The following is a 25,397-nucleotide window of genomic DNA, read 5'->3' as shown; positions in this document are numbered from 1 at the left end:
TGACGTGCCCACTGCACGTTCATCCACCTTACTGCGATCTCCCAGCACTATAAGCAAGCGCTTAGTATCATGGCGGGGGCGGAGAGTCCGCGTGACAGGAGGGACAGCCATGACGGTGTCGGAAGCCGAGGCCTTCTACGAGCGGGAGGCCGCGGACCGCTTCGTGCCCACCGCTTACACCCGGGGGCCCTGGGACGCAGCCTCCCAGCACGCCGGCCCGCCGGCCGCACTGCTCGCTCTCGCCGTCGAGCAGCGGCCGGGCGGTCGGCCGGACATGCGGGTCGTCCGGCTCACGTACGAGATCATGCGCCCGGTCCCGATACGGCCGCTGACCGTGGCCACGCGCGTGCTGCGCGCCGGGCGCAGCGTCGAGCTCGTGGAGGTCGCTCTGACACCCGACGGCGGCCAGGAGGTGATGCGGGCGACGGCTCTGCTGATGAAGACCGCGCCGGGGTCGGTGCCGGAGGTGGCGCGGGGCCCGCAGGTGCCCGGGCCCGGGGCCGCATCCGCGCAGGCGTTCTTCCCGGTCCCGTGGGACCAGGGCTACCACACCGCCATGGAACTGCGCTTCGCCGCGGGTTCGTTCCTCGAGTCCGGCCCGGCCACAGCGTGGATGCGCATGAGGGTGCCCCTGGTCGCGGGCGAGGAGATCACGCCGCTCAGCCGGGTGCTGACGGCTGCCGACTCGGGCAACGGCGTCAGCGCCGAGCTGGACTTCCAGCGCTACGTCTTCATCAATGCCGACCTCACCGTCAGCCTGCACCGCCACCCCGTGGGCGAGTGGGTCTGTCTGGACGCCCGGACGACGGTGGACGGCGCGGGCATCGGCCTGGCGGAGTCGGCCCTGCACGACGAGAAGGGCCCGCTCGGCCGCAGTACCCAGAGCCTGTACGTGGCCGCACGCGACTGAGACAGCGGGCGTGGCGAAGCCGGCGGAGACTGAAGCCGACGTGGCCCGGCATCCGGCCGTCGCAAGGCGGCGCTGCCCGTGGTACGGCTGGGTCGAGGACACCCGGCTGGACGGGCGCGATGCGTGCCGGCGTATCCCGCCGTGCCCGGCGGCGCCCTGGGCCGTTCGCTGAATCAACGAGCCGAGCCCAGGGCACCCACTGAGGCATCGAGCCTCAAGCCCGTGGGGGGAGTGCGGGTTATCAGGGTGTGGTGGTCAGGTACATTCCCGAGGTTCCGGCCCCGGGTGTGTTGCGGCAGCTGTGGTTGCCGCCCGGCGTTTCCGCGTAGGCCAGGGTGAGGCAGCGGCCCTGAGCGAGTTGGCCGTAGTAGTTGGGGTGCATGGACTCCTGGACGGGGCCCTGGGTCTCGTTGCTGTCGATCCAGCGGGCCCATTCGCTCCCGGTGGCGGACGGCGCCTGCGTCGAGGTGACCAGGCTGCTCGTCTTGGCGCACACCTCACGGCCCTGGAGCATGTCGCTCAGGTCGAGGAACTCGACGCCCTTGGAGGTGGCGACCTGGCGCAACCGGCCTGCGATCTGCGGGACGAGGGAGTCACGGGCCCAGTCGGAGTCCTTGTTCCAGAACGGGCAGCCGCCGGTGCTGACACGGGACCAGCCGCTCTCGCTGTAGCGGTTCTCGGCGCCGCGCGGGATGGGGGAGGGGTAGGACTGGAGGATGATCCGGTACGAACCGGAACCGTATCCGGCCGCGCTCATCACCGTACGGATCTCGTCGATGCTCTTGCCGACATCGGCCATCGCGGCGTCGATCTTCGAGTCCACGACCGCCTGCTGGTCGTCATAGCAGTACGAATACCAGACGATGTAGTCCTTCGCGCACGTCGCGATGACGTCGCTGAAGCCGAGGTCGTTGCCGCCGATGGACAGGGCGATGGCCTTGACGTCGTACGACTGGGCGACGGTGGCGAGGCGGTCGGCCTGTGGCGCCTCGCCCTTGTACGACTGGCCGCCCGCGACGGAGCGGAAGACGTTGGCCGTGGTCGCGCCGGAGCAGGCGAGGTTGACGGACGCTTGGACCCCGGTGCCGGTGGCGCTGTTGACCTCGGCGGAGTCGGAGCGGTGACAGCCGTTCGCGGCGGTGTCGCCGTACACGAGCGTCGGATCGTACGTGCTGCCGGTCCAGGCCCGGTCGGTCCCGTTGCGGCTGCCGCTGTTGTCGAGGCTGTTGCCGCGCCACCGGCCGGCCTCGCCGGATATGTAGCTGTCGCCCATGGAGACGAGGGCGGTGGGCCCGTTTCCAGGGCTCGCAGAGGCAGACGGGGCGGCGGCCAGCCCGGCGCCGACCAGGGACGCGGCGGTCAGGGCGATGAGGATCCGTCTGCGGAAGCGGGCGCGGCCACGCGCTTGGGCGCGGGCCAGGGAGGGCGGGAATCCGGGCACGGTGAACTCCGTCGTTCGGCCACGCCAGGGCATCTCCAGACAGGCAGGGAGATCCCCTGGACGGGTTGGCGCGCGGGTGAGGGTTGGGCCGCCGGCCGGTGGCAGGCAGGAATCTGACATGCCGAGCCTTGTTACCGCTAGGTAGCGGACGGCTGCTTTTCGACCACGTGACCAATTTGTTTTCCGCAACGAGGCAGAGCGAAAGTCGGTGAGGGGGCTCGAGGTGAAGGCCACAGCCCACCACCCCGTGGGAGCTGGTGCAGCCCCCACGGGGAAGTCCCAGCGGTTCTACAGCTGCGGCTGCGGCATCCGCTGCCAGGCGAAGGGGCCGTAGGTGGTGTCGGTTACGGCGTAGTTGGCGTTCGGGTCTGCGGTCAGCTTCAGCCACTCCAGCGGCGTGGTGCTGCCGTGCACGACGATCCGGTGGAAGTTCGAGACGTTGTAGTACGGGTGCTCGTTCCACGCGTTGTTGCCCGGGTCGTGCGCGCACACGCTGGCGCCGGTGGCCGGGTCCGTCTCGCCGGTGCACGCCGCCGTCGGCGACAGCGGGTTGTCCGAGCGGTAAAGGTGCGAGTCGCCGTTGAGCATCAGCACCGGGCGGCCGAACTCGGTGGTCTTCGCCGCCACCTCGTTGATGATCGGCTCGTAGTTCGTCAGGTGGTTCTTGGTCTTGCCGTCGAGGTCCCACATGTCGGCCTGTGCCGTGATCACGACGGCCTTGGCGTGCTGGGCCTGCGCGTCGGCGAAGGCGGCATCGAGCCAGCGGACGTCGGCCGCGGTCCGGTTGGTCCGCTCGTCGGTCTGCGCCTGGGTCGCGGAGGGCGCCTTGTACCAGGGGTCGGAGTCGTTGTTCGAGCCGCCCGGTACGTTGACGGTCACGAAGACGATGTCGTTCTGCGCCCACATCACGTTCTCGACGTACTGCGCGTCGCCCGGGTGGTTCGGGTCGTACGCGGTGGCCTGGGACACCACGTTCAGTGTCCCGCTGCCGAGGGTCTGGCCGGGCTGCGCGAAGAAGTCCTGCCGGACCTTGGCGAGGTTGTCGAGCGGGTTGCCGCAGTGGTAGCTGACACAGTCCGCCGAGTTGGTCGACAGACCGTTCGCGCCGATGTAGTTGATCGCACCGGAGGCCGAGTCGTAGAAGCCGCCGCCCTGGCCGGGCGAGGTGAGACTCGATGCCTTGTGGCAGTCGGCCCACTCGTTGTCGCCCGGCGTGTAGACGAGCGGCTTGGTGAAGCTCTGCCACGCGGACGCGATCGAGGCGTCGTAGTCGTCGGTGCAGAACTCCTTGCCCGAGTGGATGTCGCCCACGTGGATGACGTCGCTGACCGTCGGGTCACTGTTGATGGTGCCGATGAATGCCGGGGTCTTCTGGAACTGCGAGGTGTCGGCGGTCTGCCCCGCGGGCGCGTACGCCGACTTGCCGTACGGGGAGTCGCCGAACACGGCGAGTGTCAGGGGGGTGCCGGTTGCCGATGCCGTGGTGTTCGACATCACGGAAGAGGCAAGGCCGACGGCGGCGAGCGTGACAAGCCCGCGCTTCAGCATGCGTCGCGACATGCGTCCCTCTTTCAGGTCCGGTTGAGGGGGGGCGCCCCAGTGAACGGACCTTCAGGGAGCGTGACATGGCATCAACGGCGGCCTGGAGATGACGAGCAGGCGAACCTTCGACCGCCGCCGACTCCGCGAGCCCCGCCGCCGGCCCGAACGCGAGCCCGCCCGCCAGGCCGACCTCGCCCTTCAGCGCGCCCGCGAGGGCGGCGGCCGGACCGAAGGCGATGCCGGGCAGGGACGGAGCCGGGCGTCCCAGCCCTGTGCGTTGAGGTCCAGCGCGTCGGTGTCGTAGTACTCGTAGGAGCGGGCCTTGGCGGAACCCGTGATCCCGAAGGCCGCCTTCACGGCCGCGGTCGGGGCGTGCGAAGCGTCGAGCGCCGCCGTCGTGAGGTCGATCTTCACCTCGTACGTCGGCACAGCGTTGGCGGCGGCGTACGCCGGGGTCGCGGGGGCGAGGGCGGCGATGGAGGCGGCGAGCCGGAGTGGTGATGGCCATGCCGGAAACGTTCCGTCGGGTGGTGTTCGACAAGTGGTCGCCAGGCGTGGTCCTCATGAAGTGGAGACGTCGGGCGGGGTTCTGATGGCCGTAACAGAGCCTGGACGTCGGTCAGTTGGAGGTGCCTGTCGCCCGCTCGCCCTGGCCCTCGCCATCTCGCTTCGGGTGCCCGTGGGAATAGTAGCCATGTACATAGTAGCCATGTATCGTATGTGCCATGAGTTCAGCAGCTGAGAACGCCCCGGCGGGGTTCCTGGTCTGGCGCTTGTCGATGAAGTGGCGGGTAGCCGTCGACCGGGCGGTCGCGCCGCTGGGCCTGACCCATGCCCAGTACGCGTTGATGGCGTCGCTCTACGGCATGCGGCGCTCCGGGCTGCAGCCCAGCCAGCGTCGGCTCGCCGACCACACGGGGCTCGAGCCGCTGTACGTTTCCAAGCTCGCCCGCGCCCTGGAGTCCGCCGGATTCGTCGCCCGCACCCGGGACCCGAACGACCCACGCGCCATGCAACTGTCGCTCACCGAGCAAGGGTTCGACGTCACAGGCCGCGCGATCAAGGTGGTCCACGGGCTACTGGACCAGTTGCTGGAGCCGCTCGGGGGACAGGACAGCCCGCGCACAGGGCAGTTCACCCGCGAGCTGGCGACTCTGCTCGACGCACCTCTTGATCCACACATCGAGAACGACAAGGAGCAGTCATGACCACCACCGCACCCATGGTCAATCCCCGGGTCATCGCCCTGGCGCACTATGCCGGGCGTGCTCTCCTGGAAGGCGTGCTGGCCCGCCACGGCGCCACGTTCCACCAGAGTGTGACGCTCCGGGCCGTCATGGTCGCGGGCGAGTCCATCGGCCGCGAGGAGCTCGTCGCCGACGTCACCGGCTCGCTGAAGACCGACGAGTCGGTCGTGCGTGGCGTAATCGAGGAGCTGACGGCCACGAAGCTGCTGGAAGAGCTCCCGGCGGAGGCGTCCCGGATACGACTCACGGATGCCGGACGGGAGTTGCACGAGACCACCACCGCTGAGACCGCCGAGATCTCCGCCCGGCTGTACGCCGGCATTCCGGCCGAGGACCTGGCGGTCGCGGGCCGCGTGTTGGCGCTGATCACGGAGCGCGCGAACGCCGAGTTGGCCGGCGTCTGAGGTTCTGTCTCGCCCAGTGCTGGCAGGTAGCCGCGGACGGCAGCGTCCCCTGCGAGGCGCGCGGCTCTTGTCCAAGACCGGCGCGAACTGGCTGCAGCCCGCCCGCTGTACTGGCGTGATGACCAGCGACAGCGGGCGGCACAACCCGGGCAGTTCACGCGACCGCGCTCACGCCCGCCCCCTCTTGGACAACGCGCTGACTCGCGTGACTACCGTTCACATGCCGCCGGGGCCGTTCGCAGATGCCACTGTTCTGAGCGGAACTTGAGCCAGGTGCGGAGCAGAGCAGATCAGCTGGACCAGGTCGATGGCTCCCGTCCCGAACGTCCGCACCGCTTCCTACACTCACCGCATGAACAACTACACGTGCACCCAATGCGGCACCGTCGGTCTGGCGGAAGGCTTCATCGATGACACCGGCGAGCACTCGCGCGGGTACGCGCGCTGGATCGAGGGTGCGTTGGAGCTGGGGTTCTTCGGGGGCGCCAAGCGGATGGGCCGGCCCCGGCGGCAGATAGAGGCGTTCCGCTGTCCCATGTGCGGCCACCTGGAGCTGTTCGCCACCAGCGAGGTGTAGCAGGCCTTCGTAGCCCCGGACACCCCGGAAGCACTCAGCCCTGCTGGCCGCAATGGTAGAGGGCGAAGCTGCCCCTGGTGCGCCAGTGGTAGGCCCCGGAGCGGATGCGCGTGCAGTGCGACTTCACCCAACTCGTGGCGGGGGTGGTGGGCCGCCGAGGAGTGAGCAGCACGTAGCTCAGTTGGTGAGTGGTGACGAGGGTGCCCAACTGCTGGGCTGTGGGATAGGGGGTCTTGCCGGTGAAGCCGCCCATGACGAGCGTGGGGTAGGAAGCCGCGCGCAGCAGGCGCTCCGCGGGGTACGCGGCCTGGGTGGCGAGCAGGTACTTCTCGCCGTGGCGGTGCGCGGTGAGGTAGTCGAGGAGGGCGCTGTCGCGACCGCTGGGCCGGTCGAGCTCCACCCGGCGGAGAGCGGATCGGTGGTGAACGGCTTTGTGGTACGTCTTGCCGACCGGACCGGCCGTCGGCGAGGTGGAGGCGCCCGCGTAGAGCGGATTGAGGCAGGAGACGGCCCAGCCGGCAGGTACGAGCAGAGTGGCCGCGATTCCGGTGGCCAGAGAGCCGTGGACCATCCGGCCGGAGGCGCTCGGCCCGAGGGTCCACAGACCCAGCGCGCCGCACATCGCAAAGAGCACGGCGAGCAGCAGCAGCCAGGAGACGAACGCGGTCCGCGAGTCGAGCACCAGCGCCCAGGCCGCCGTCAGCACGATGGCCGACGGAAGTGCCATGCGCCGCCGTCCGCCCGCCTCGTACTCGGACCGGAAGAGGGCGAGCCCGCCGCCGGCCAGCGCTGCGAGCGCCGGGGCGATCACGGCGGTGTAGTAAGGGTGGTTGCCATTGGAGACGCTGAACACCACGGCGTGTACGGCCAGCCAGCCGCCCCAGAGGAGAAAACCGGTACGCAGCAGGTCGGTTCGCGGTTCGCGGGAGCGCCAGACGAGGCCCAGTACGGCGGCGAGCACGGCGAGCGGCAGGAACCAGGCGATCTGCGGGCCGACCGTGTGGTTGATGAGCATTCCCCAGCCGGTGTTTCCGGTCGTCCGGCTGGCGTCGGTGCCCGCAACGGCACCGAATGAGGTGGGATCGCCGCTGAAGCGGCTCATGCCGTTGTATCCGAAGACCAGGCTGAACGGATTGTTGTTGGAGGTGCCGTCGAAGTAGGGGCGGTCCGCGGCGGGCGTCGCCCAGGCCAGCAGCACCCACGAGCACGAGACGGCCAGCGCGACCACCCCGCCCAGCAGGAAGCGCAGAGCCCGCTTCAACGGGGCGCCGGGCGCGGTGAGTTGGTAGACGACGGCGAAGACCGGCAGCACCAGCCATGCCTGCAGCATCTTCGCCTGGAAGGCGAGCCCGACCCAGATGCCGCAGGTGATCAGCGGCAGCAGCCGCTCGGTCCGCGCTGCCTTCTGCAGGGCGCCGGCAGCTGCCACCAGCAGCAGAGTGAGTGTGGTGTCCGGGATGGTGGCCCGGTTGAGTACTACGGTGACCGGGCTGAAGGTGAGTGTCAGTGCGGCGATCAGCGCGGCGAACGGCCCCGCCCAGGCCCGCACGATCCGGTGCAGCAGCCAGACGGTGAGCACGCCCTCGATGACCTGCGGCAACGCTGCTGCCCACGTGTGCGGGCCGAAGAGCCAGACGCTGATGGCCTCGGGCCAAAAGGCGCCGGGCAGCTTGTCGATGGTGATCGAACCGCTGGGATCGAGACCGCCGAAGAAGAAAGCGCGCCAGCTGGTGGCCATCGACCGTATCGCCGCGCTGTAGTAGGGGTGAATCGCGGCGTGCCCGATGCCCCAGCCGTACAGCAAGGTGGCGACGACCAGGACCGCGGCGAGCGCCGGGCGCTCCCAGCGCGCAGGATCTTCCGGCCGGTCGCCGCGGCGGCGCGATGTCCGGTGGTGCCCGTGGGAGCCGGTGGACTGGGCGGTGGGAAGGGTGGCCATGGGGAAGGTCCTTGGATCAGTGGTCAGGCAGGGCGGCGGATTACGGGCGGCGGGGGGCCCGGAAGCCGCAGAGCATGGTCGGTGGCGTCCAGCAGTAGGCGGCTCGACAGACCGTGCATGATCGGGGCATTGGCGGCAGAGCGGCTGCAGCCGAAGCGGCGGCGACGATGGCGGCCAGATTCTCTAAGACGGCGAACAGCCGTTGCCGCACCGTCAGATCGGGGGCCTGGGGCTGGTACGGGTCGGCATCCACGCTGCCGGCGGGCAGCGTGCCCTGCGGGCGGAGGGTGCGGTGCCGGCGTGATGCCAGAGAATCGGTGGCCAGGGCAGCGGATCCTCTCTCAACCGGCAACAGTGCTCGCCTGCTCGGCGAGTTCACACATTATCCGCATCAGGTCACGTGACAATCACACTTGCATTCCTTCGTCATGCCTGCCAAGGGAGAGCCCTGATCACTCCCCGAACGGAGAACGGGTCTCTCATACGAGGCCCGTTCTCCGGATGTCCGGTCAGCGGACGAAGGAGATCTCCGGGTAACTCCTCGCCGGTCCGTCCAGCAGGGTGCTGTGCTTCTTGCGCAGCTCCTGGCCGAAGAAGGCGGCGACGTAGACACGCTCGATCTTGATCGCTCGGTTGGGGTCGATCGTGCCGTACTGCTGCTGCAACTGAGCCTCGGAGAGCCCGAGCAGGCCCGCCTCCTGCCGCACCATCGTCTCGTTGTCGCTGAACGACAGGTGCTTCGAGCCGTGGAGCTGGATGTCGACCCGGTATCCCTTGAGGTGGGGCCACAGCTTGCGCCACGACGAGTCGTTGTTCCGGTTGTGGCCGCCGGAACTGAAGAGCATGAAGGGGCGGCTCAGGTCCTTGCCCGTCGCGGAGCCGAAGAACTGGCCGTCCAGGTTGGCGCCGGCGTCGATGCGGTGGTCGAGCTGCATGGCGGTGTCGACCGCGGCGCCGCCCAGCGACCAGCCGAACATCCCGATGCGGGACGTGTCCACGGCGTGCGGCAGACCGGAGGGGAGCCTGGCGTGGTCGACGTCCGGGTTGCCGCCGTTGGCGATGGTGCCGAGCTTGTTGATGACGAAGCGGATGTCGTGAGCGCGCACGTTGACCGTGTCGGAGGAGTGCGTGCCGGCCGGCATGGCGCCGACCTCGAGCCGCCCGCCCGGGAACTCGACCTCATTGGCGTCGTGGGTGTGATCGACGGTGATGACGAGGTAGCCGCGGCTGGCGAGGTCCTGGACGAGCGCGGTTCCCATCGCGCGGGGCGAGTGCAGCCCGGTCGAGTACAACACAACGGGCAGCTTGCCGAGCGAAGTATCGACCGGGGCGAGGGCGTGGCCGCCGGTCTGCGGCAGCGTGACCCACTGCGGCGACATGCCGCGTGAGTAGAGGAAGTGAGCCCCCGACACCGACGGCATCCACGGTGCCTGGGCGCGCCCGGACGTGGAGGAGGCCGGATACCAGTACGTCACCATCAACTCGCGCGACGTGCTGCCGGGTACGTACGGGTCCGGGCGGGACGTGTCGACGAGGTGCTGGCTGAACGTGCCCACTCGGTAGCGCCCGCTCGGCGCGGGAAGCGTGAGCTGGAGAGCGGAACTGAGCCCCTTCTTGGGCGTGAAGGCCGGGCGGACGGACTTCTGCGGTGGCGTGCTGTCGTTCTCGGGCGCCCAGTCCGGGGTCTTGGCGGACGCGGTGGCCGTGGCCTTGTGGGGCGTCGTCCCCGTGGCCATGGCCGACGTGAATCCGGCGCTTGCTGCGATGGCCAGCACGCCTGCGATACCGACCACTCGGGCTATACGTCTGCTGCGGTGGCGCGGTCGGCGGTGTTGCATGGAACTCCCCTGGTTGGTCAAGGCCACGGGCCGAACGAATGTGTGCGGCACACCGTACCGCTGCCCGGGCGAAGGGAGTTCGGGACGCCGAATGTTATCTCGGAGACCCGCGACCCCGGGGAGGGCTGCCCGCGGCCGGGATCACCGGTCAGCGGCGTGCCTTCGGTACGGCTGTGCGGTTGGCGAGTATGACACCGCCGGCGATCAACGCGGTACCGGCCACCACCCGCACGGTCAGCGCCTCGCCCAGCAGCGGCACCGCAGTCGCCGCGGTGAGTACCGGGCTGAGACTGCCGACAGTGGTGCAGCGGGGCGACCCGAGCCGCCGAACGGCGACGATGTAGACGAGGCCGGAGCAGACGCCGGTGCCGACACCCTGGACGAGCAGGAAGACGAGGACATCGTGCGGGGCGGCGTGCGGGAGGCTGCTGGGAAGCAATCCGGACAGGACGAGTACGATGACGCCTGCGAAGGTGGGGCCGCACAGCAGGCCCATCGACGCCACAGCGTCCAGGTTCGTCTCCCGCAGTCCCACCGTGTAGACCGCCCACAGCCCGCTCGCGAGGAGCAGCACGCCTGCGCCTGCCAGAGTCCTCCCGTTCACATCGGCCACCTCGGGGGCGACCAGAGCCACCACGCCGATGCCGATCAGTCCCAGCCCGCCGGCCTGCACGCCCCTCGGTGCGCGTCCGGTGCGCGCTCCGATCAGCGCGGCGAAGAGCGGGACCATCCCAGGCACCAGCGCCCCGACGAACGCGGCGGACGTCAGCGAACCGCCGTAAGCCACCGCGAGATAGAACGGGACGCCGCCCCCGAGGACGATCTTCAGCGCCGGACCGGGACGCATGCGCGCGTACTGCGTACGTCGCTTCCACAGCGCCGGGGCCAGCAGCGCCACCGGCAGCCCGAACCGAATCAGCGCAGCGTCCGCCGGCTTCAGCGTGGAAGAGGCAAGCGCACGGTCGCTCAACGCGAACGCGCTCCACAGGCAGACAGTCGCGGCCAGCGCGGCCACGCCGAGCACGTCGAGCGCGGGCCGCGAGGAACCGGCGCCAGGTCCGGCCGTACCAGTGTGGGCAGCGTCCGCTGTCGGCTCGCGGACGGTCGAAAGCGGCGTCGCCAGGGCGTCTCCAACCACTCAGAGATTTCACCGCAATGCTATGCCAATGCCTATGGCAGATGATTGCTAACTATGCTGTAGATCTCTAGTCTCGGGGCAGAATCTGCCAAGCCGAGGAGTGGAATGGATTCCGTCGACCGCGCGATCATCCGCGAGCTACAAGAAGACGGGCGGTTGACCAACCAGGACCTTGCCGACCGGGTGCGCCTGTCCCCGTCCCCCTGCCTGCGCCGGGTGCGGCGGCTGGAGGAGACCGGCGTCATCCAGGGCTACACGGCCCTCGTGGATCAGAGCGTCTTCGGCTTGCCGGTGACGGCGTTCGTCCGTATCCGCCTGGAACGACACACGACCGCGAGTGTCGACGCCTTCGAGGAGCACGTCCGCCGGATCGACCACATCCAGGACTGCTACCTCATGGCCGGGAGCACCGACTACCTGCTGCGCATCGTGGTCGAAGACCTCCAGGCATACGAGCGCCTCGTACGCGGCCCGCTGCACGCGATCCCAGGCATCGCGTCCATCGAGTCCGACTTCGCGTTCGGCATCGTCAAGCAGTCACGGGTGTTCCCACAGCCCACCGGTTCCCGCTCCGGTCCCACGGGCTGACGGGTGCGGCATGCCGTGGGACGGCCGGAGGCCTTCGGCCAGTTTCTGGACCGCCGCGACCTTCCGGACGCCGGTGCTGACTATCCCCAAGAGAGCCCGCGGCAACTGCCGCGTGTGTCATTGTGGGGAGGTCCGGCCCGTAGCTCTCCCCCGTAGCGACGGGCCGGACACCCTCCCCAGCCCTGTAGGCCAAGCCCGCCGTAGCCTTGCCTGTTCCGCTGCGGCAGCCCTTCGTACGGTCGCCGCTCAGGCGAGCGTCGAGGTGTCGATGACGAAGCGGTAGCGCACGTCCGAAGCGAGCATCCGCTCGAAGGCTTCGTTGATCTTCGTGGCCGGGATGATCTCGACCTCGGCGCCGATGCCGTGTTCGCCGCAGAAGTCGAGCATCTCCTGGGTCTCGCGGATGCCGCCGATGAGTGACCCGGCGCAGATGTGGCCGTGCATGACCAGGGAGAACACGTTCAGTGAGAGCGCTTCGGGGGGAGCGCCGACGTTGATCAGGGCTCCGCCGGGCTTCAGCAGCCCGAGGTAGGAGTCCAGGTCGACTCGCGCGCTGACTGTGTTGACGATGAGATCGAATGCACCGGCGAGCTGCTCGAAGGTGGCCGGGTCGCTGGCGGCGAAGTACTGGCGTGCGCCGAGGCGCAGGCCGTCGTCCATCTTCTTCAGCGACTGGGACAGGACAGCGACCTCTGCACCCAGGGCGTGGGCAATCTTGACCGCCATGTGACCGAGCCCGCCGAGCCCGACGACCGCGACCTTCTTGCCAGGGCCTGCGCCCCAGCGGCGCAGCGGGGAGTACGTGGTGATGCCCGCGCACATGAGTGGAGCGGCCTCGTCCAGGGCGAGGGCGTCGGGGATACGGACGACGAAGTCGTCGTTGACGACGATGTGTGTGGAGTATCCGCCCTGCGTGAGGGTTCCGTCCTCGTCGACGGAGCCATACGTGAGGGTGTTGCCGTTCAGGCAGTACTGTTCCTCGCCCCTCAGGCAGGGTTCGCACGCTCGGCAGGAGCTGACCATGCAGCCGACGCCGACTCGGTCGCCGAGAGCGTACCCGGTGACCTCGGAGCCGACCTCGGCGACGACGCCGGCTATCTCGTGGCCGGGGACCACCGGGTAGGACGCCGGGCCCCACTCGCTCCGGACATTGTGGATGTCCGAGTGGCAGATACCGACGTACTTGATCTCTATCAGGATGTCGTGCGGGCCCAGGTCCCGTCGTTCGACGGTTGTGGGGGCGAGCGGTTCGGTCGCGGACGTCGCGGCATAGGCGGGAACGGTGAGCACGTCGTCTCTCCCGTGCTTCGAGGGTGCGTGGTACGCAACGGCGAAATGCCTGCTTGACATATCCACCCTGCGCCACAACCTGGGCCAGAGCCACCTGACAGTGCGCCGGGCGGCGCTGTCACCACTCGTCGTGGTCCCTGGCCACCAGGAAGCTGCCCACGACACCATCGTCACCGAATACCCCCCCGTGGTCGGTACGGGTCACAGTGCCATGGGTCTCGCCGTGGGGACCCACGATGGCGACCGGAGCGCCGCCGTCACAGGCAAAGCCTCGGAAGACCTCGATGGTCTTCCGGCTGTCATTGACAACACTGAAGCTGCTGGAGCTGGTCGCAGTGATGCAGCCCTCGGCGGCGGCGGAGTACGAACGTTCGTTGAAGTAGATCCATCCGACTTCTTTATGGCCGTAGTCGCGTCCGCCGCCGTCGCGGCCCTCGTTCCTCTCCCCGCTTGCGCCGCTGCCGCCCGAGGGAGCCGTGTCAGGAGCGGCTCGTTGCACAGGCTGGGCCGCTCGGTGGACAGGGTGGGCCGCTCGGTGGACAGGCTGGGCCGCCCGGTGGACAGACGGGGATGCCGGGGAGGATCCGGCGGTCGAGGCGTAGGTGACGCCGGCGGCTACAAGGGCGGTCGCGCCTACTCCGATGCCGACCACAGCAAAAGTACGCGGGGGCATGTCACTTCTCTCTGTCTCACGGACGTCGGCCGGGCGACCGACCTGCGATGAACGTACCGACAGCTCTCATAACTGTCATTTCGGACATGGCCCTGGTGTGACGCCTTGAGTCCAATCAGGTGTGACGGGTTCAGGTTCCTGGGGTGGGAGGCGGTCGGTGACCATGACGAAGCGCTCAGGGCCAAACTCGTCGATCTTGTCGATCTCGTCGTCCAGCGTGATTGCGAGCCAGACTCGACATTGCTCACCGTTCGGACAACCCGTGGGCACAACTTCACACGGGTTACGTGCTTTGGCTGCTCGACCGTCCTGAGATGCCCAACTCCCCGAAGCACGCAGCTGTTCACCTCAGTTCGCCGCCGGACCGCTCCCCGCGGAGCTTGGAGAAGATCACCTGATCGTGCCACTGGCCGCCGCGCCACTGCGCGGAGCGCAGCACGCCCTCCCTGACGAAGCCCGCCTTCTCCAACGCACGCTGCTCAGCGAGGTTGGCGCAGTCTGTCCAGGCTTGGAGCCGTTCGGCCCTGGTGTGGTCGAAGAGGTACTCGGCCAGCAGTCGCTGGGCCTGGGTGCCTATGCCGCGACCGTGCGCGGCCGGCACCAGGCCGATCGCCAGGGTCCAGCAGGTGGAGGTGGCGGGCCGCCCCCAGGTGCTGGCGAACCACTCGACCCGGCCCACCGTCCGGCCCGCTTCCGCGACGGAGAGCACGCCGCCGTCGGGGCTGAGCAGGCCGGTCTCTGCGAACTGCCGGCGCAGGCCGGCCGGTGAACCGAAGCCGAACCACTGGTACTGGCCGGTCCCCTCCGGCCCGTTGAACTCGCGCTCGAACAGGTCGAGATCGTCGGCGGTCACCGGGCGCAGCGTGATCTCATCGGACACGGAACGACTCCTGATCCTTTCGACCACAGGGCTCGTCCTCGTGTGGCCGGCGTGGGCAATGGCGTCTGACTCTTCCACACATCAAGCCGCACCCCTGGGGTGCCTGTTCCGATGTGGCTACTTGAGGTCGGAGAGGAGCGCGTCAAGTGCCTTGGTCAGAGTCTCGGAGTTGGCCGTGTCGAACCACGTGGTGCGGATGCGCTCGTTGATTCCGTTCGGTGTCTCGTAGTCGCCCGCGAGCTGATGCAGGGAGCGTGTGTCGTCGCCCAGCGCGTGCTCGACGCCCTGGAAAAGGCTGCGGATGTAGCGGTCCGCATCCTCGGAGGGAATGCCCTGCCGGGAGGCCCAGGCGGTGAGCGTGGCCAGGTACCAGTAATGGGTGGTCAGCGTGGCTGTCAGCGCGGAGAAGACGCTGAAGGCCGCTTCGTCCGCGACGGGGAGCGCCCCGCCGAGGCGGTCGAAGAGGGTGTCCACCGCCGGGTGGGACGGGCAGGTGACAGTGACGGACCGGCGCTCGCGCACGGCGGGCAACGGGATGGCACGCACCAGAGGGGCGCCGGTGCCGAGCGTCTCGCGCAGCTCGCTGAGGCCGACTCCGGCCATGACACTGACCACGACGCTGCCGCTGCCGACCTGGAGTCCGGCGAGGGCCTCGGAGCGGTCTTGAGGGCGGACGGCAACGATCACCACTTCGGAGCGGTTCACCACCTCCTGGTTGTCACCACACACCTGCACGTTCGGAAACTGCTGGGACAACTCGGCGGCGGTACGGGCCCCTCGCGGCGAGAGGAAGATCTCCGGCGGCTCCTCGACGCCGTCGCACAGGCCGACCACGATGGCCCGGCCGATCTCGCCCACGCCGATGATCCCGATGCGTTCCACTGTTTCTCCCTGTCGTCATGCCGGCACCAACCCGCGCCGCGCCACTCCGCACCACCAGATCGCCAGGCCCGGAGCAATCCAACCACCCCGAAGATCATTTCGTCGGGAGTTCTTGGTCCCGAACTCGGCGTTGAGACCCGGCTCGGGACGGTGCTGCCCGGTGATTACAAAGAGCTGGTCGAGCGGTTCGAGGACGGTCTTCGATTCTGAGATCACGCTCTGACCGTGCGGCTCTCTACGGCGTTCGCAGTCGTCGGAGCCAGGGGTTCATGCGGAGTCGGAACCCGGTACCGAACTAGTGTGACCCTGCTCCGTTCCAGTCACCGCTGCCGGTTCGGTCCGGTCGAACCCGCAGCTTCTCCGAAAGGCATGTCCAGATGAAGACGCCCGACCACAGCGACTACACCGACCACGCGTCCGAAGTCACCTCGGTCGATCACCGCGCGGCGGTCGCGGCGGAGACCGCCAGGTTCGTCGCAGTGGTGAAGGACGCCGACCTGGCCACGGCGGTCCCCAGCTGCCCCGGCTGGACCCTGGCCGACCTCGTCAAGCACGCCGGCAGCGTCCAGCGCTGGTTCTCGGTCCTGTTGCGGGCGCGCATCCAGGAACCCCCGCGCAGCCGTGACGTGGACCTTCGCCTGCCGGAACAGCAGGCCGGATACGTGGACTGGCTGGCCGAGAGCGCGACCGTGGCCGCGGGCGCCTTCGCGGACACCGACCCGGACCTGCCGATGTGGGCGTGGGGTGCCGACCAGCACGCCCGTTTCTGGGCACGCCGGATGCTCTTCGAGACCCTGCTGCACCGGGCCGACGCCGAGCTGGCACTCGGCCTGCGGCCTTCGATCGACCGCCCGCTCGCGGTCGACGGGATCGACGAGTTCCTCGTCAACCTGCCCTTCGCCACCTTCTTCGCCCCCAAGGTGGCCGACCTGCGCGGACCCGACAAGACCATCCGCTTCGACACCACGGACGGGGACGACACCTGGCTCGTCCGCCTCCGGCCCGACGGCTTCGGGCTCGACACGGCCCACCCGAGCACGGCCACCGCCGACGCGACCGTCCGGGGAACCGCGGCCGACCTGCTCCTGCTCGTCTACGGCCGCCTGTCCTACACGGCCAAGTCCCTTGCCCACGAGGGGGATGAGCAGCTGCTGGCCCACTGGTTCGCCAATTCGGCCTTCTGAGACGCCAGATGGGCCTCATCCGGCCGGCTGCAGCGGCCTTCCGTTCAGCCGCGGCCGGTGGCGAAAGCGTCGGGTGAGGGGACGCGGGCTGCCGGCTCGGTGCCGGCTGTCTTCGACCAGTCGGCACGTATACGTCACTTCGGCAAATTGGTAACGGCCGGATCCCCTTGGTCGTTCGCTGGAAGCGGGTGCCGTATCGTTACGGCGCATGTGGCCAGGAGAGCAGTCGCCGGGGGGCGGACAGTACCCGCAGCAGCCCCCGGTCGGACGCGAGTCGAACCCGTACCAGCAGCCCGGTCCCGGACCGTACCAGCCGAACCCCTACGGGCAGCCTCAGCCCTGGCAGTTGCCCACGCAGCCGGCCGCCGGCGCACCCGTGCCCCCGCCGACGGGTGGCGGCCGGAACCGGACCGGACTCGTCGCCGCCATCGTCGCGGCGGCCGTCGTGGTTGCGGCGGGCGTCACCGGATTCCTGGTGCTCGGCGGCCACAAGAACGACGAGCCCGACCCCAAGCCGACCAACACCGCGTCGCCGTCGCAAAGTTCTGCCGGTCCCCGGGACTCCGACACCTCGACCGCCACGATCAAGGGCTGGACGGTCGTGACGAATTCGACCCAGGGAATCGCGTTCGACGTCCCGCCACAGTGGGGGGTCCAGTCCGCCGACTGGGTCTCGTATGTCTCCAAGGACGGGGACCCGGACGACAAACCCCTCATCGCGATACGCAATGTCGCGATGCTGAAGAAGAAGTGGTGTTCCTCGGACGAGGACCGGGACGGCACGGTGGAGGACACGCCGCTGGCCCAGGTGGGTACGAGGGGCAACCACGGTTACGGAAGCACTCAGGAGATCGCTGGTTCGGACCCGGAGACCTGGGTGTACGGGGGGTACGCGCAGCCGGACAAGACGAAGGTGAAGTCCGGCACCGTCGAGGAGTTCACCACGAACTCCGGCCTCACCGGCAGGCTGGGCACTGCCTGGTCCGTGGGCGTGAAGAAGTCGAAGAAGTGCGACACGGACGGCAAGGCATGGACCTTCGCCTTCAAGAACGCTGCGGGGGACCTGGTCTCCTGGTCGTTCTTCGGCGCCAAGAACGTGCCCGACGAGGTACCGGACGCGACCATACGGAAGATCGCCTCCACGGTACGGCTCTACAAGGCCCCTTCGGGCTCCTGAGTCCGACCCGGAACCCTGCGTGAAGGGGGACTGGCTGCTTGGACGGCCCGTCGCGGCACCTCCCCGCGTCGGCGGGGAGGAACTGCGTCGGCTGCTGCTGTCTCCCGGGGAGGTGGGCACTGCGAACCCGATGGCGCGCCCACTCAGCCGCCCCGGCGTGCGCGACGCCGGCCGTCACTACGCCGGCGGTTTCCCCTCCGGCTGGGCCGCCCGCAGGTCGGCGAGCAGTTCCGCCTGGCCTGCCAGTACGCCGGAGAGGATCGAGCGTGCCACCCGCAGCAGTTCCGCGACCTCGGGGCTGGCCAGGGAGTAGTAGACGTTCGATCCCTCCTTGCGGGTGCGCACGAGGTTCGCCCGCCGCAGTACGGCCAGCTGCTGGGACAGGTGCGCGGGCTCGATGCCCACCTCGGGCAGCATCTCGGCGACCGCGTGCTCGCGCTCGCTCAGCAGCTCCAGGACACGGATGCGGGCCGGGTGGCCGAGCGTTTTGAAGAACTCGGCCTTCAGCTGGTACAGCGGCGTACTCACCGTGCCGCCCCTTCCCCGGTACGGCGCGGTCTGACCGGCCGGTTCACTCGGCATCGCATCCATCCACTCGTCAAGAACATGTGTCCCATCCTCGCGTGCGGCACGGGCAGAACTGAACCCGCGCCGAGGAGCCAGGCCGCCAGGCTGCTCGTATTCAGCGGTGAAGGAGGGGCGGGTCAGGGGTCAGACCTTCTTGACCACGCTGGACTTCAGCTTCATGGCACCGAAACCTTCGACCTTGCAGTCGATGTCGTGGCCGTCCACGGCGTCGACGAGCCGGATGTTGCGCACCTTGGTGCCTGCCTTGATGCCGGTCGGGCTGCCCTTGACCTTCAGGGTCTTCACCACGGTCACGGTGTCGCCGTCGGCGAGCACGTTGCCGACCGAGTCCTTGACGACCTTCTCCCCGCCCGCCTCGGCGGATGCGTGGGACGGCGACCACTCATGGCCGCACTCGGGGCAGACGAGGAGGGCACCCATCTCGTAGGTGTACGCGCTGGAGCACTCGGGGCAGGGGGGAAGAGTTTCACTCATGGGACCAGTGTCTTTCTCTCAGTGAGCTGATACGAACGCGGGGGTCAGGCGGGCCAGCCGTCGGTGCGCCACTCCTGCTGCCCGTCCGCCGGGGTGGAGGGGCCTCGGCCGTGCGCGGCGAGGGCGGCCGCCAGGTCGCAGTGCACCGGGATGTCCGGGCAGTCGGCGGCCGGGACCAGCGAGCCGTCGGCGGGGATGGCGGCCAGCTCCAGGCTCCGGCCGGAAGCGGCGAGGCGGCGTGCGGTCTCGGTGATGGCCAGCTGGCCCTCGGCGGACCAGCCGCGCAGCTCGGTCAGGTCCAGGACGACCGGCCCGGTACCGCGGGCGACGACCCAGCCGATAGCGCCGGTGAAGCGGCGCACCGCGTCCGGGCCGAGATAGCCGGCGACGGAGAGGACGCCGAGGTTTTCCTCGATGGTGTAGCGCCAGTCGATGGTCATGGGGGTGGAACTTCCTTGTGCTGCTGTGGGCGGGGCGGGGCGGGGTGGGCCGGGGGTCACAGGGGCAATGTGATCCAGACGCTTTTGCCTTTGCCGTCGGCGTCGGCCCGGACGACCGCGGTCCCGCCACAGCCGAGGACGAGTTCCATCACGGTACCCAGGCCGCCGGTGTGGGTGCCGGTGACCGACGCGTACAGCGGGGGCTGATGAGGGTGACGGTCGTGGACGCCGAAGGCCAGGCAGTCCCTGCCCGCGGCGTAGAACACGGTGAGCTGCGGGGAGAGGACGGCGGCGTGCCTGACGCTGTTGGTGACCAGCTCGCTCAGGATCAGCAGGGCGGGATCCACGGTGGGGTGCCGCAGCCCGATGCGCCACTCCACCAGGACCTGCTCGGCGGTCTCGCGGGCCAGGCGGACGGCTGCCGGCACGGCGGGCAGGGTGAGGACGTGGCGGTGCGGCAGCGCCTCCAGTTGCGTGGTCATCGGCTCTCCGTCCCCCGGACGAGGCGGAAACCGGTGACCGTCTGGGGGCGGAGGCGGACGAGGGTGTCGTGCGGGCCGTGCGTCCAGCCGGGCAGCGTGCGCCGGTAGTGGGCGGCCTCGTCGGGATCGGCGATCAGCTCAACCGGCCCGGAGGCGGTCACCGTCCAGCCGGTGCCGGTCGCGGCCTTGATCTCGTCGGTCTGATAGGTGGCGCTCAGCGGGATCGCGGCCGGTTGCACGGGGGTGCGCACGACCAGCCGGCCGTACTCCCACACGTGCCGGGCGGGCCGTACGACGGCCAGCTCACGCTGCATGAACACCAGCTGCCCCAGCTCCGCTGCTTCCAGTAGCCACAGCGCCTCCGCGCCGGAGACCTCGATCATGCGCGGAGTGCTGGCAGGCGTGCTCATCGGGCTCGTTCCTCGCTGCTGTCGGTTTTCTTCGGGCTCGTCTTCTGTGCGGGGGTGGCGGGCAGGACTCCGGTCGTCTCCAGGTGACCGCGTGCGGCGCGGATCGCCTCAGGCGTGGTGGCGTACTCCCGGCCCTCGTGTCGCAGCAGGCCGAGGGCACCGACGGAGTCAAGGACCTGCCGGTGGCCGGGACGTATGCCGGAGGCCAGGACGAGGATGCCGCGCCGGTGCAGCTTCTCCACCGCGTCCTTCAGGACGAGGGCGCCGGTGGCGTCCACCGTGGACACCCGCGACATCCGCAGGATGACCACCCTGACGTCCGCGACCTCGGTCAGCTCCAGCAGGAAGCGGTGCGCGGCGGCGAAGAACAGCGGCCCGTCGATGCGGTAGGCGACGATGTGCTCGGCCAGCAGCTGGTGCTCCTCGGCGCTGTGATCACCCTGGTCGAGGGGCACCTGGCCGAAACGGGCCTGGTTGGCCACGGCCCGCAGGGCGAGGGCTCCCGCGACGACCAGGCCGATGATCACCGCGTACACCAGGTCCAGCGCCAGCGTCGCCGCTGCCGTCAGGACGAGTATCAGCGCATCGGACCGCGTCGCCTTCGCCATCGCTTTCAGCGAGCCGACCTCGACCATGCGGATCGCGGTGGCCAGCAGGACGCCTGCGAGCGCCGCCAGCGGGATCTTCGACACCAGGGGAGCCGCCGCGAAGACGATCACCGCGAGGACGGCGGCGTGGGTGAGGGCGGCCAGCCGGGAGCCCGCACCCGTGCGGACGTTGACGGCGGTTCGGGCGATGGCTCCGGTGGCCGGGACGCCGCCGAACAGCGGGGCGGCGATGTTGGCCAGACCCTGGCCGAGCAGCTCCCGGTCCGGGTCGTGCCGTTGTCCCACCGTCATCGCGTCGGCGGCGGCTGCGGACATCAGCGACTCGAGCGCGGCCAACGCGGCCACCGCCACCGCCGGGGCGAGCAGCGAGCCGAGCGAGCCGGGGTGGAGGAAGGAGAAGGAGGGTGCGGGCAGTCCAGAGGGCAGGCCGCCGATCGGCTTCGCGTCCAGGTGGGCGACCTGGGCTACGACCGTGGCGGCGATCACGGCGACGATGGAGAACGGCACGGTCGGCCGCCACCGGGCACCGGCCAGCATGAGCACGACCACGCAGGCCGCGAGAGCGACGGCGGTCCAGTGCGGCGCCTTCACGAACTCCTCGACCGCGTGCCAGGCGACGACGAGCACTTTGTCGCCGTCGGGCTTGGGCACGCCGAGCGCGTTCGGCACCTGCTGGAGCCCGATCACGCCGGCGATGCCGAGCGTGAAGCCCTCGATCACGGGCGCCGGCACGTACCGCATATAACGCCCGGCCCTGAGCACGGCGAGGACGACGAGCATGGCGCCGGCCATCAGCCCCACCGTGAGCACGGCGGTCGCGCCGTACTGGGCGACGATCGGCACCAGGACCACCGTCATCGCGCCGGTCGGCCCCGACACCTGCAGATTCGACCCTCCGAACACGGCGGCGAGTGCGCCGGCGACCACCGCGGTCGCCAGACCAGCCTCGGCGCCGAGCCCGGAGGAGACACCGAAGCCGAGGGCGAGCGGCAGCGCCACGATCGCCACGGTGAGCCCGGCGAGCAGGTCCCGGCGCGGATCACGTCGTATCTGCGCCAGATCCGTGCGGGAGGGCAGCAGCGAGGTGATCCGGGTCCGGAACGCCCGGTCAGCGGTCATGCTCATCGGGCGGTGACCTCGGCGTCCCGCAGCTCGGCCAGCAGCTCGTTCCGCCCGGTCAGCATCTCGGTCAGGATCCGTCGCGCGGCCCTCATCAGGTCGGCGACGTCACCACCGGCCAGTTCATAGACGACGGTCGAGCCCCCACGGGTGGACGTGACGATCCCCGAGCGGCGCAGCACCGCCAGCTGCTGGGACAGGCTGGACGGCTCCACCTCTACGGCGGCCAGCAGATCCCGGACCGGCTTCGGCCCGTCCTGCAACAGCTCCAGCACCCGGATCCGCACCGGGTGCCCCAGCATCCGGAAGAACTCCGCCTTCGCCTGGTACAGCGGAACCGACACGACCCCTCGCTTCCCTCGCAGAGCCCCATCGGGGCGGACACGTAGAAGCTGTGCCCGCGGCTACCTGCGAGCACAGCGAACATAGCATCTAACCAATTGCAAAATTTCGCAATTCAGCGAACCGTTTAGAAGGCTCACCCCGCGGCCACCGCAGAAGAGGCCGTCGCCATGGTCGTCGCGCTCCTCCCGCCGGGCACCGGCCCGGCATTCGTGGGGACCCCTGAAGAGCTCGCGGCTCACGAATCCCTCACGCAACGTGCCGATATACGCAGACTGTCGCCGTGATTCCGGTGAAACGCCGTAGCGTTCGCACGTAGGTGTTACCGTCCCGTGCTTGCCGCCGCCACGGGCCCGTCGGATTCTTGGTCACCATGCCGTCGGGCAGCTGGTTCTGCAGGTCACGGGGGGTGCATGAGTCCCCTGCGCTGAGCGGGGAGTGTTCATGCACCTCGAGTTCCGACACCTCCGTATTCTGCTCACCATCGCCGAGGCCGGCAGCATCCGCAGGGCCGCCGCACGGCTGCAACTCTCGCAGCCGGCCACGAGCGCTCAGTTGAAGCGAATCGAACACGAGCTGGGCGGCCCGCTCTTCATCCGCAGCGCCGACGGGGTCAAGCCGAACGAGAACGGACAATACGTTCTGCGCTGCGCCCGTGACCTCGTCGTCGGCTTCGACCGGCTGCGCGAGCACACGCGATCGGCGGCCGAGGCGGACAGGCAGGCCGCCGCCCCGCTGCGGGCGGGCGGAACCGCCGGCCCCCTGGTGTCCCTGCTGGTCTCCGCCCTCTTCGAACTCGTCCCGGAACGGCGGCTCTCCATAGACGCCCGCCGCTCCGTGCACACCCTGGTGAAGTCGCTGAGCCAGTCGAAATGCGACATCGCGGTGTTCGGCGAGTTCCCGGGCTTCCCCCTCCCGGTCGGCGAGTCGGTGGCGACGCGCACACTGCTCCGCGAGCCGGTCTTCGTCCTGCTCGCCGAGGACCATCCGCTGGCGCGCCGGGAGATGGTGAGGCTCCATGAACTGGCGGGGGAGGAGTGGGTCATGCCGGAGGCCGATGAGAGCGGTGTGCACGCGTATCTTCATCTCACCTGTCAGTCAGCGGGATTCACTCCGCGCATCGCCCATGTGACGCCGGACCTGTCCGTGGCGCAGGTCCTGGTCGCCGGCCGGCGCGCCGTCTGCGGCGTATGGCCGACCGCCGATGTCCCCGCCCAGGGCACCGTGCAACGGCCGCTCGTGGACGTGCCGTTCCACCGGCGGCTCGTGCTGGCCTGGAACACGGAATCGGTTACGCCAGAGCTCGCCGACGCGGCGGGTGAGCGTCTGCTGGCGGCCTATCTGTCGCTGGTGCAGCAGCGGCCGCAGTACCTGACCTGGTGGGAGGGCGGGGGCGAGGAGTTCGCCCTCGGCGAGGGCAAGTGACCGGCCGGGCCCCGGTTCTGCCTGCCCTATAGCTCCGCAGTTATATCCCAGATGGGATCACGTCAGGAACATGCCACCTGGTGAACACTTCGCGTCAACGTCCAAGGACGTCGTCACCCCACGACGAGCGAAGGATCACCCCGTCATGCCCCGTCCCCTTCTTGCCCTTTCCGCGATGGTTGCAGCCGGCGTCATCACCACGGGTGCGATGGCCATACCTGCGCACTCGCAGACCAATGCCGTACAGCAGGGAACTTCCGTCCGTGACACGGCGATATCCCAGGCCAAGGCGAACGTGACCCGGCACGCCGACACCTTTGGTTTTGGCGCGGGCCAGACGCTCCACGTGAAGGACGTCGTGATCGACGCCGACGGCACCCAGCACGTCCGCTTCGAGCGGACCTACCGCGGCCTCCCGGTCGTCGGCGGCGACTTCGTCGTCCACCAGAAGGCCGACGGCTCGCTCAAGGGATCCAGCCGTGCCAAGGCCCACAAGGTTGCGCTCAAGTCCGTCACTCCCGCCGTCAACGCCAGAGGCGCCGCGGCCGGCGCTCTGAAGCGCTCGCACGGGCTGGTGCGCAACGCCAAGTCCACTCCCCAGCTGATCGTGTGGGCCGCCGACGGCAACCCCCGCCTGGCCTGGCGCACCACCGTGGAGGGCCTGGGCGACAAGGGCCAGCCGCACGGCGAGATCTTCGTCACCGACGCCACCACCGGCGCGGCGATCGAGAACTACGACGCCGAGCACGAGGCGACCGGCACCGGCCACTCCGAGTACACCGGTGACGTCAGCATCGACACCACCCAGCAGGCCAACGGCACCTTCGCCCTGATCGACCCGGTGCGCGGCCACATCACCAAGGACGCGCACAACGCCTCGTCCTCGTCCCTGAACAGCTCCTCCGGCACCCTGTTCACCGACGCCGACAACATCTGGGGCGACGGCAAGAAGTTCTCCACCGACCGCGCCACCGCCGCCGTCGACGCGCACGCCAACACCGCGAAGACGTTCGACTACTACAAGAACACCTTCGGCCGCAACGGCATCAAGAACGACGGCCGCGGCGCCACCGTCTTCGTCCACGTCGGCACCAACTGGGACAACGCCCAGTGGTCGGACTCCTGCTTCTGCATGATGACCGGCGACGGCAACGGCACCACCGACCCCGAGCAGGTCGACCTCGACACCATGGGCCACGAGATGACCCACGGCGTCACCTCGGCCACCGCCAACCTGCGCTACAGCGGTGAGTCCGGCGGCCTGAACGAGGCCACCAGCGACATCCTCGGCACCATGGTCGAGTGGTACGCCAACAACCCGGTCGACACCCCCGACTACCTCTTCAGCGACCAGTCCACCCCGCCGTGGCTGCGCCGCTTCGACAAGCCGTCCCTGGACGGCCGCTCCGCCGACTGCTGGTCGAAGTCGGTCGGCCGCCTCGACGTGCACTACTCCTCGGGCGTCGGCAACCACTGGTTCTACCTCGCGAGCGAGGGCAGCGGCGCCAAGACCATCAACGGCGTCTCCTACAACAGCCCCACTTGCAACGGCTCCACCGTCACCGGCATCGGCAACCAGAAGGCCTCCGCCATCTGGTACCGGGCGCTGACCGTCTACATGACCTCCACCACGGACTACAAGGGCGCCCGCACCGCGACTCTGAACGCGGCGAAGGACCTCTACGGCGCCACCAGCCCCGAGTACGCCACCGTGGCGGCGGCCTGGAGCGCGGTCAGCGTCAGCTGACGCACCGACACACCGCCTGCTCGGCGGGAGCCGGCCCGGACGACGACGAGGA

At 69.3% G+C, this 25,397-nt stretch carries 26 protein-coding genes and 1 pseudogene; 10 read left to right on the top strand and 17 right to left on the bottom strand.

The features are described from left to right. The first annotated feature begins 109 nt into the window (after positions 1–109). Complete coding sequence (locus ACWD35_RS27065) at positions 110–910, top strand: thioesterase family protein (protein ID WP_451353886.1); 801 nt, start codon at positions 110–112, stop codon at positions 908–910. A 241-nt stretch (positions 911–1,151) separates the two neighbouring features. Here ACWD35_RS27065 and ACWD35_RS27060 read toward each other — a convergent pair whose 3' ends face one another. From ACWD35_RS27060 to ACWD35_RS27050, 3 genes are all read right to left on the bottom strand, one after another. After that, positions 1,152–2,351, bottom strand: coding sequence for a GDSL-type esterase/lipase family protein (locus ACWD35_RS27060; protein WP_451353885.1), 1,200 nt, complete (start codon positions 2,349–2,351; stop codon positions 1,152–1,154). A 288-nt stretch (positions 2,352–2,639) separates the two neighbouring features. Then, on the bottom strand, positions 2,640–3,911 hold the full coding sequence (locus ACWD35_RS27055) for a hypothetical protein (protein WP_451353884.1): 1,272 nt from the start codon (positions 3,909–3,911) through the stop codon (positions 2,640–2,642). A gap of 180 nt (positions 3,912–4,091) precedes the next feature. Next, a complete protein-coding gene (locus tag ACWD35_RS27050; RefSeq protein ID WP_451353883.1) occupies positions 4,092–4,322 on the bottom strand; it encodes a hypothetical protein in 231 nt (76 codons plus the stop codon). 296 nt (positions 4,323–4,618) lie between these two features. Here ACWD35_RS27050 and ACWD35_RS27045 point away from each other — a divergent pair, with 296 nt between their 5' ends. From ACWD35_RS27045 to ACWD35_RS27035, 3 genes are all read left to right on the top strand, one after another. After that, on the top strand, positions 4,619–5,101 hold the full coding sequence (locus tag ACWD35_RS27045) for a MarR family winged helix-turn-helix transcriptional regulator (protein WP_451353882.1): 483 nt from the start codon (positions 4,619–4,621) through the stop codon (positions 5,099–5,101). Continuing rightward, entirely contained in the window at positions 5,098–5,544 is a 447-nt protein-coding gene (locus tag ACWD35_RS27040; RefSeq protein ID WP_451353881.1) for a MarR family transcriptional regulator, read from the top strand. Before ACWD35_RS27045 ends, ACWD35_RS27040 begins: the two co-directional genes overlap by 4 nt. Before the next feature lie 352 nt (positions 5,545–5,896). Beyond that, positions 5,897–6,121 carry a hypothetical protein gene (locus tag ACWD35_RS27035; RefSeq protein WP_451353880.1) on the top strand — a complete coding sequence of 75 codons (225 nt, stop codon included), beginning with the start codon at positions 5,897–5,899 and terminating at the stop codon, positions 6,119–6,121. A 34-nt stretch (positions 6,122–6,155) separates the two neighbouring features. On the opposite strand, the gene ACWD35_RS27030 is transcribed toward ACWD35_RS27035, so the two are convergent. The 3 genes from ACWD35_RS27030 to ACWD35_RS27020 all read right to left on the bottom strand — a co-directional run bounded on the left by ACWD35_RS27030 (position 6,156) and on the right by ACWD35_RS27020 (position 11,036). Continuing rightward, positions 6,156–8,060 (bottom strand): ArnT family glycosyltransferase, encoded by a 1,905-nt coding sequence (locus tag ACWD35_RS27030; RefSeq protein ID WP_451353879.1) that lies wholly within the window; start codon positions 8,058–8,060, stop codon positions 6,156–6,158. Positions 8,061–8,569: 509 nt separating this feature from the next. Continuing rightward, complete coding sequence (locus ACWD35_RS27025) at positions 8,570–9,853, bottom strand: alpha/beta hydrolase family protein (RefSeq protein ID WP_451353878.1); 1,284 nt, start codon at positions 9,851–9,853, stop codon at positions 8,570–8,572. A gap of 193 nt (positions 9,854–10,046) precedes the next feature. Beyond that, on the bottom strand, positions 10,047–11,036 hold the full coding sequence (locus ACWD35_RS27020; RefSeq protein WP_451353877.1) for a DMT family transporter: 990 nt from the start codon (positions 11,034–11,036) through the stop codon (positions 10,047–10,049). A 105-nt stretch (positions 11,037–11,141) separates the two neighbouring features. On the opposite strand from ACWD35_RS27020, the gene ACWD35_RS27015 reads away from it, so the two are divergent. After that, positions 11,142–11,624 carry an Lrp/AsnC family transcriptional regulator gene (locus ACWD35_RS27015; RefSeq protein WP_451353876.1) on the top strand — a complete coding sequence of 161 codons (483 nt, stop codon included), beginning with the start codon at positions 11,142–11,144 and terminating at the stop codon, positions 11,622–11,624. Between the two features lie 246 nt (positions 11,625–11,870). On the opposite strand, the gene ACWD35_RS27010 is transcribed toward ACWD35_RS27015, so the two are convergent. The 4 genes from ACWD35_RS27010 to ACWD35_RS26995 form a co-directional block, all read right to left on the bottom strand. Continuing rightward, positions 11,871–12,914: an NAD(P)-dependent alcohol dehydrogenase gene (locus tag ACWD35_RS27010; RefSeq protein ID WP_451353875.1), complete on the bottom strand. Its 1,044-nt coding sequence runs from the start codon at positions 12,912–12,914 to the stop codon at positions 11,871–11,873. A 118-nt stretch (positions 12,915–13,032) separates the two neighbouring features. Then, entirely contained in the window at positions 13,033–13,413 is a 381-nt protein-coding gene (locus ACWD35_RS27005; RefSeq protein WP_451353874.1) for a hypothetical protein, read from the bottom strand. A gap of 517 nt (positions 13,414–13,930) precedes the next feature. Then, positions 13,931–14,467, bottom strand: a complete 537-nt coding sequence (locus ACWD35_RS27000) for a GNAT family N-acetyltransferase (protein WP_451353873.1) — start codon at positions 14,465–14,467, stop codon at positions 13,931–13,933. Positions 14,468–14,584: 117 nt separating this feature from the next. Beyond that, positions 14,585–15,349 carry an NAD(P)-binding domain-containing protein gene (locus ACWD35_RS26995; RefSeq protein ID WP_451353872.1) on the bottom strand — a complete coding sequence of 255 codons (765 nt, stop codon included), beginning with the start codon at positions 15,347–15,349 and terminating at the stop codon, positions 14,585–14,587. 377 nt (positions 15,350–15,726) lie between these two features. Here ACWD35_RS26995 and ACWD35_RS26990 point away from each other — a divergent pair, with 377 nt between their 5' ends. Both ACWD35_RS26990 and ACWD35_RS26985 read left to right on the top strand, forming a co-directional pair. After that, positions 15,727–16,533, top strand: coding sequence for a maleylpyruvate isomerase family mycothiol-dependent enzyme (locus ACWD35_RS26990; RefSeq protein WP_451353871.1), 807 nt, complete (start codon positions 15,727–15,729; stop codon positions 16,531–16,533). Positions 16,534–16,741: 208 nt separating this feature from the next. Beyond that, positions 16,742–17,710: a hypothetical protein gene (locus ACWD35_RS26985; protein ID WP_451353870.1), complete on the top strand. Its 969-nt coding sequence runs from the start codon at positions 16,742–16,744 to the stop codon at positions 17,708–17,710. 177 nt (positions 17,711–17,887) lie between these two features. Here the strand turns inward: ACWD35_RS26985 and ACWD35_RS26980 are convergent, their stop codons facing one another. The 7 genes from ACWD35_RS26980 to ACWD35_RS26950 form a co-directional block, all read right to left on the bottom strand. After that, positions 17,888–18,238 carry an ArsR/SmtB family transcription factor gene (locus ACWD35_RS26980; RefSeq protein WP_451353869.1) on the bottom strand — a complete coding sequence of 117 codons (351 nt, stop codon included), beginning with the start codon at positions 18,236–18,238 and terminating at the stop codon, positions 17,888–17,890. Positions 18,239–18,421: 183 nt separating this feature from the next. Next, a complete protein-coding gene (locus tag ACWD35_RS26975) occupies positions 18,422–18,772 on the bottom strand; it encodes a zinc ribbon domain-containing protein YjdM (protein ID WP_451353868.1) in 351 nt (116 codons plus the stop codon). Between the two features lie 44 nt (positions 18,773–18,816). After that, positions 18,817–19,212, bottom strand: coding sequence for an anti-sigma factor antagonist (locus ACWD35_RS26970; protein ID WP_451353867.1), 396 nt, complete (start codon positions 19,210–19,212; stop codon positions 18,817–18,819). Positions 19,213–19,268: 56 nt separating this feature from the next. After that, entirely contained in the window at positions 19,269–19,694 is a 426-nt protein-coding gene (locus ACWD35_RS26965; protein WP_451353866.1) for an ATP-binding protein, read from the bottom strand. Continuing rightward, positions 19,691–20,104: a pyridoxamine 5'-phosphate oxidase family protein gene (locus ACWD35_RS26960; protein WP_451353865.1), complete on the bottom strand. Its 414-nt coding sequence runs from the start codon at positions 20,102–20,104 to the stop codon at positions 19,691–19,693. Before ACWD35_RS26960 ends, ACWD35_RS26965 begins: the two co-directional genes overlap by 4 nt. Next, positions 20,101–21,837 carry a SulP family inorganic anion transporter gene (locus tag ACWD35_RS26955; protein WP_451353864.1) on the bottom strand — a complete coding sequence of 579 codons (1,737 nt, stop codon included), beginning with the start codon at positions 21,835–21,837 and terminating at the stop codon, positions 20,101–20,103. The genes ACWD35_RS26960 and ACWD35_RS26955 overlap by 4 nt, the downstream gene beginning before the upstream one ends. Further along, on the bottom strand, positions 21,834–22,175 hold the full coding sequence (locus tag ACWD35_RS26950; protein WP_451353863.1) for an ArsR/SmtB family transcription factor: 342 nt from the start codon (positions 22,173–22,175) through the stop codon (positions 21,834–21,836). Before ACWD35_RS26950 ends, ACWD35_RS26955 begins: the two co-directional genes overlap by 4 nt. Before the next feature lie 150 nt (positions 22,176–22,325). Here ACWD35_RS26950 and ACWD35_RS26945 point away from each other — a divergent pair. The 3 genes and pseudogenes from ACWD35_RS26945 to ACWD35_RS26935 form a co-directional block, all read left to right on the top strand. Then, positions 22,326–22,460: pseudogene (locus tag ACWD35_RS26945) on the top strand (hypothetical protein); the annotation flags it as partial. A 157-nt stretch (positions 22,461–22,617) separates the two neighbouring features. Beyond that, entirely contained in the window at positions 22,618–23,598 is a 981-nt protein-coding gene (locus ACWD35_RS26940) for a LysR family transcriptional regulator (RefSeq protein WP_451353862.1), read from the top strand. A 145-nt stretch (positions 23,599–23,743) separates the two neighbouring features. Then, a complete protein-coding gene (locus ACWD35_RS26935) occupies positions 23,744–25,345 on the top strand; it encodes a M4 family metallopeptidase (protein WP_451353861.1) in 1,602 nt (533 codons plus the stop codon). Positions 25,346–25,397: the final 52 nt, after the last annotated feature.

This window comes from Streptomyces sp. NPDC002671 (genome assembly GCF_053592475.1).
Note: the sequence above shows the minus strand (reverse complement) of the source record. Positions and strands in the feature narration are given on the sequence as shown.

Bases quoted from the DNA above. Each gene is read 5' to 3' on its own strand.
- ACWD35_RS27045 (WP_451353882.1), top strand. From the start codon at position 4,619: ATGAGTTCAGCAGCTGAGAACGCCCCGGCGGGGTTCCTGGTCTGGCGC.
- ACWD35_RS26970 (WP_451353867.1), bottom strand. From the start codon at position 19,212: ATGACCATCGACTGGCGCTACACCATCGAGGAAAACCTCGGCGTCCTC.
- ACWD35_RS26990 (WP_451353871.1), top strand. From the start codon at position 15,727: ATGAAGACGCCCGACCACAGCGACTACACCGACCACGCGTCCGAAGTC.
- ACWD35_RS26975 (WP_451353868.1), bottom strand. From the start codon at position 18,772: ATGAGTGAAACTCTTCCCCCCTGCCCCGAGTGCTCCAGCGCGTACACC.
- ACWD35_RS26965 (WP_451353866.1), bottom strand. From the start codon at position 19,694: ATGACCACGCAACTGGAGGCGCTGCCGCACCGCCACGTCCTCACCCTG.
- ACWD35_RS27035 (WP_451353880.1), top strand. From the start codon at position 5,897: ATGAACAACTACACGTGCACCCAATGCGGCACCGTCGGTCTGGCGGAA.
- ACWD35_RS26940 (WP_451353862.1), top strand. From the start codon at position 22,618: ATGCACCTCGAGTTCCGACACCTCCGTATTCTGCTCACCATCGCCGAG.
- ACWD35_RS26955 (WP_451353864.1), bottom strand. From the start codon at position 21,837: ATGAGCATGACCGCTGACCGGGCGTTCCGGACCCGGATCACCTCGCTG.
- ACWD35_RS27055 (WP_451353884.1), bottom strand. From the start codon at position 3,911: ATGTCGCGACGCATGCTGAAGCGCGGGCTTGTCACGCTCGCCGCCGTC.
- ACWD35_RS27030 (WP_451353879.1), bottom strand. From the start codon at position 8,060: ATGGCCACCCTTCCCACCGCCCAGTCCACCGGCTCCCACGGGCACCAC.
- ACWD35_RS27065 (WP_451353886.1), top strand. From the start codon at position 110: ATGACGGTGTCGGAAGCCGAGGCCTTCTACGAGCGGGAGGCCGCGGAC.
- ACWD35_RS26960 (WP_451353865.1), bottom strand. From the start codon at position 20,104: ATGAGCACGCCTGCCAGCACTCCGCGCATGATCGAGGTCTCCGGCGCG.
- ACWD35_RS26985 (WP_451353870.1), top strand. From the start codon at position 16,742: ATGTGGCCAGGAGAGCAGTCGCCGGGGGGCGGACAGTACCCGCAGCAG.
- ACWD35_RS27040 (WP_451353881.1), top strand. From the start codon at position 5,098: ATGACCACCACCGCACCCATGGTCAATCCCCGGGTCATCGCCCTGGCG.
- ACWD35_RS27015 (WP_451353876.1), top strand. From the start codon at position 11,142: ATGGATTCCGTCGACCGCGCGATCATCCGCGAGCTACAAGAAGACGGG.
- ACWD35_RS26935 (WP_451353861.1), top strand. From the start codon at position 23,744: ATGCCCCGTCCCCTTCTTGCCCTTTCCGCGATGGTTGCAGCCGGCGTC.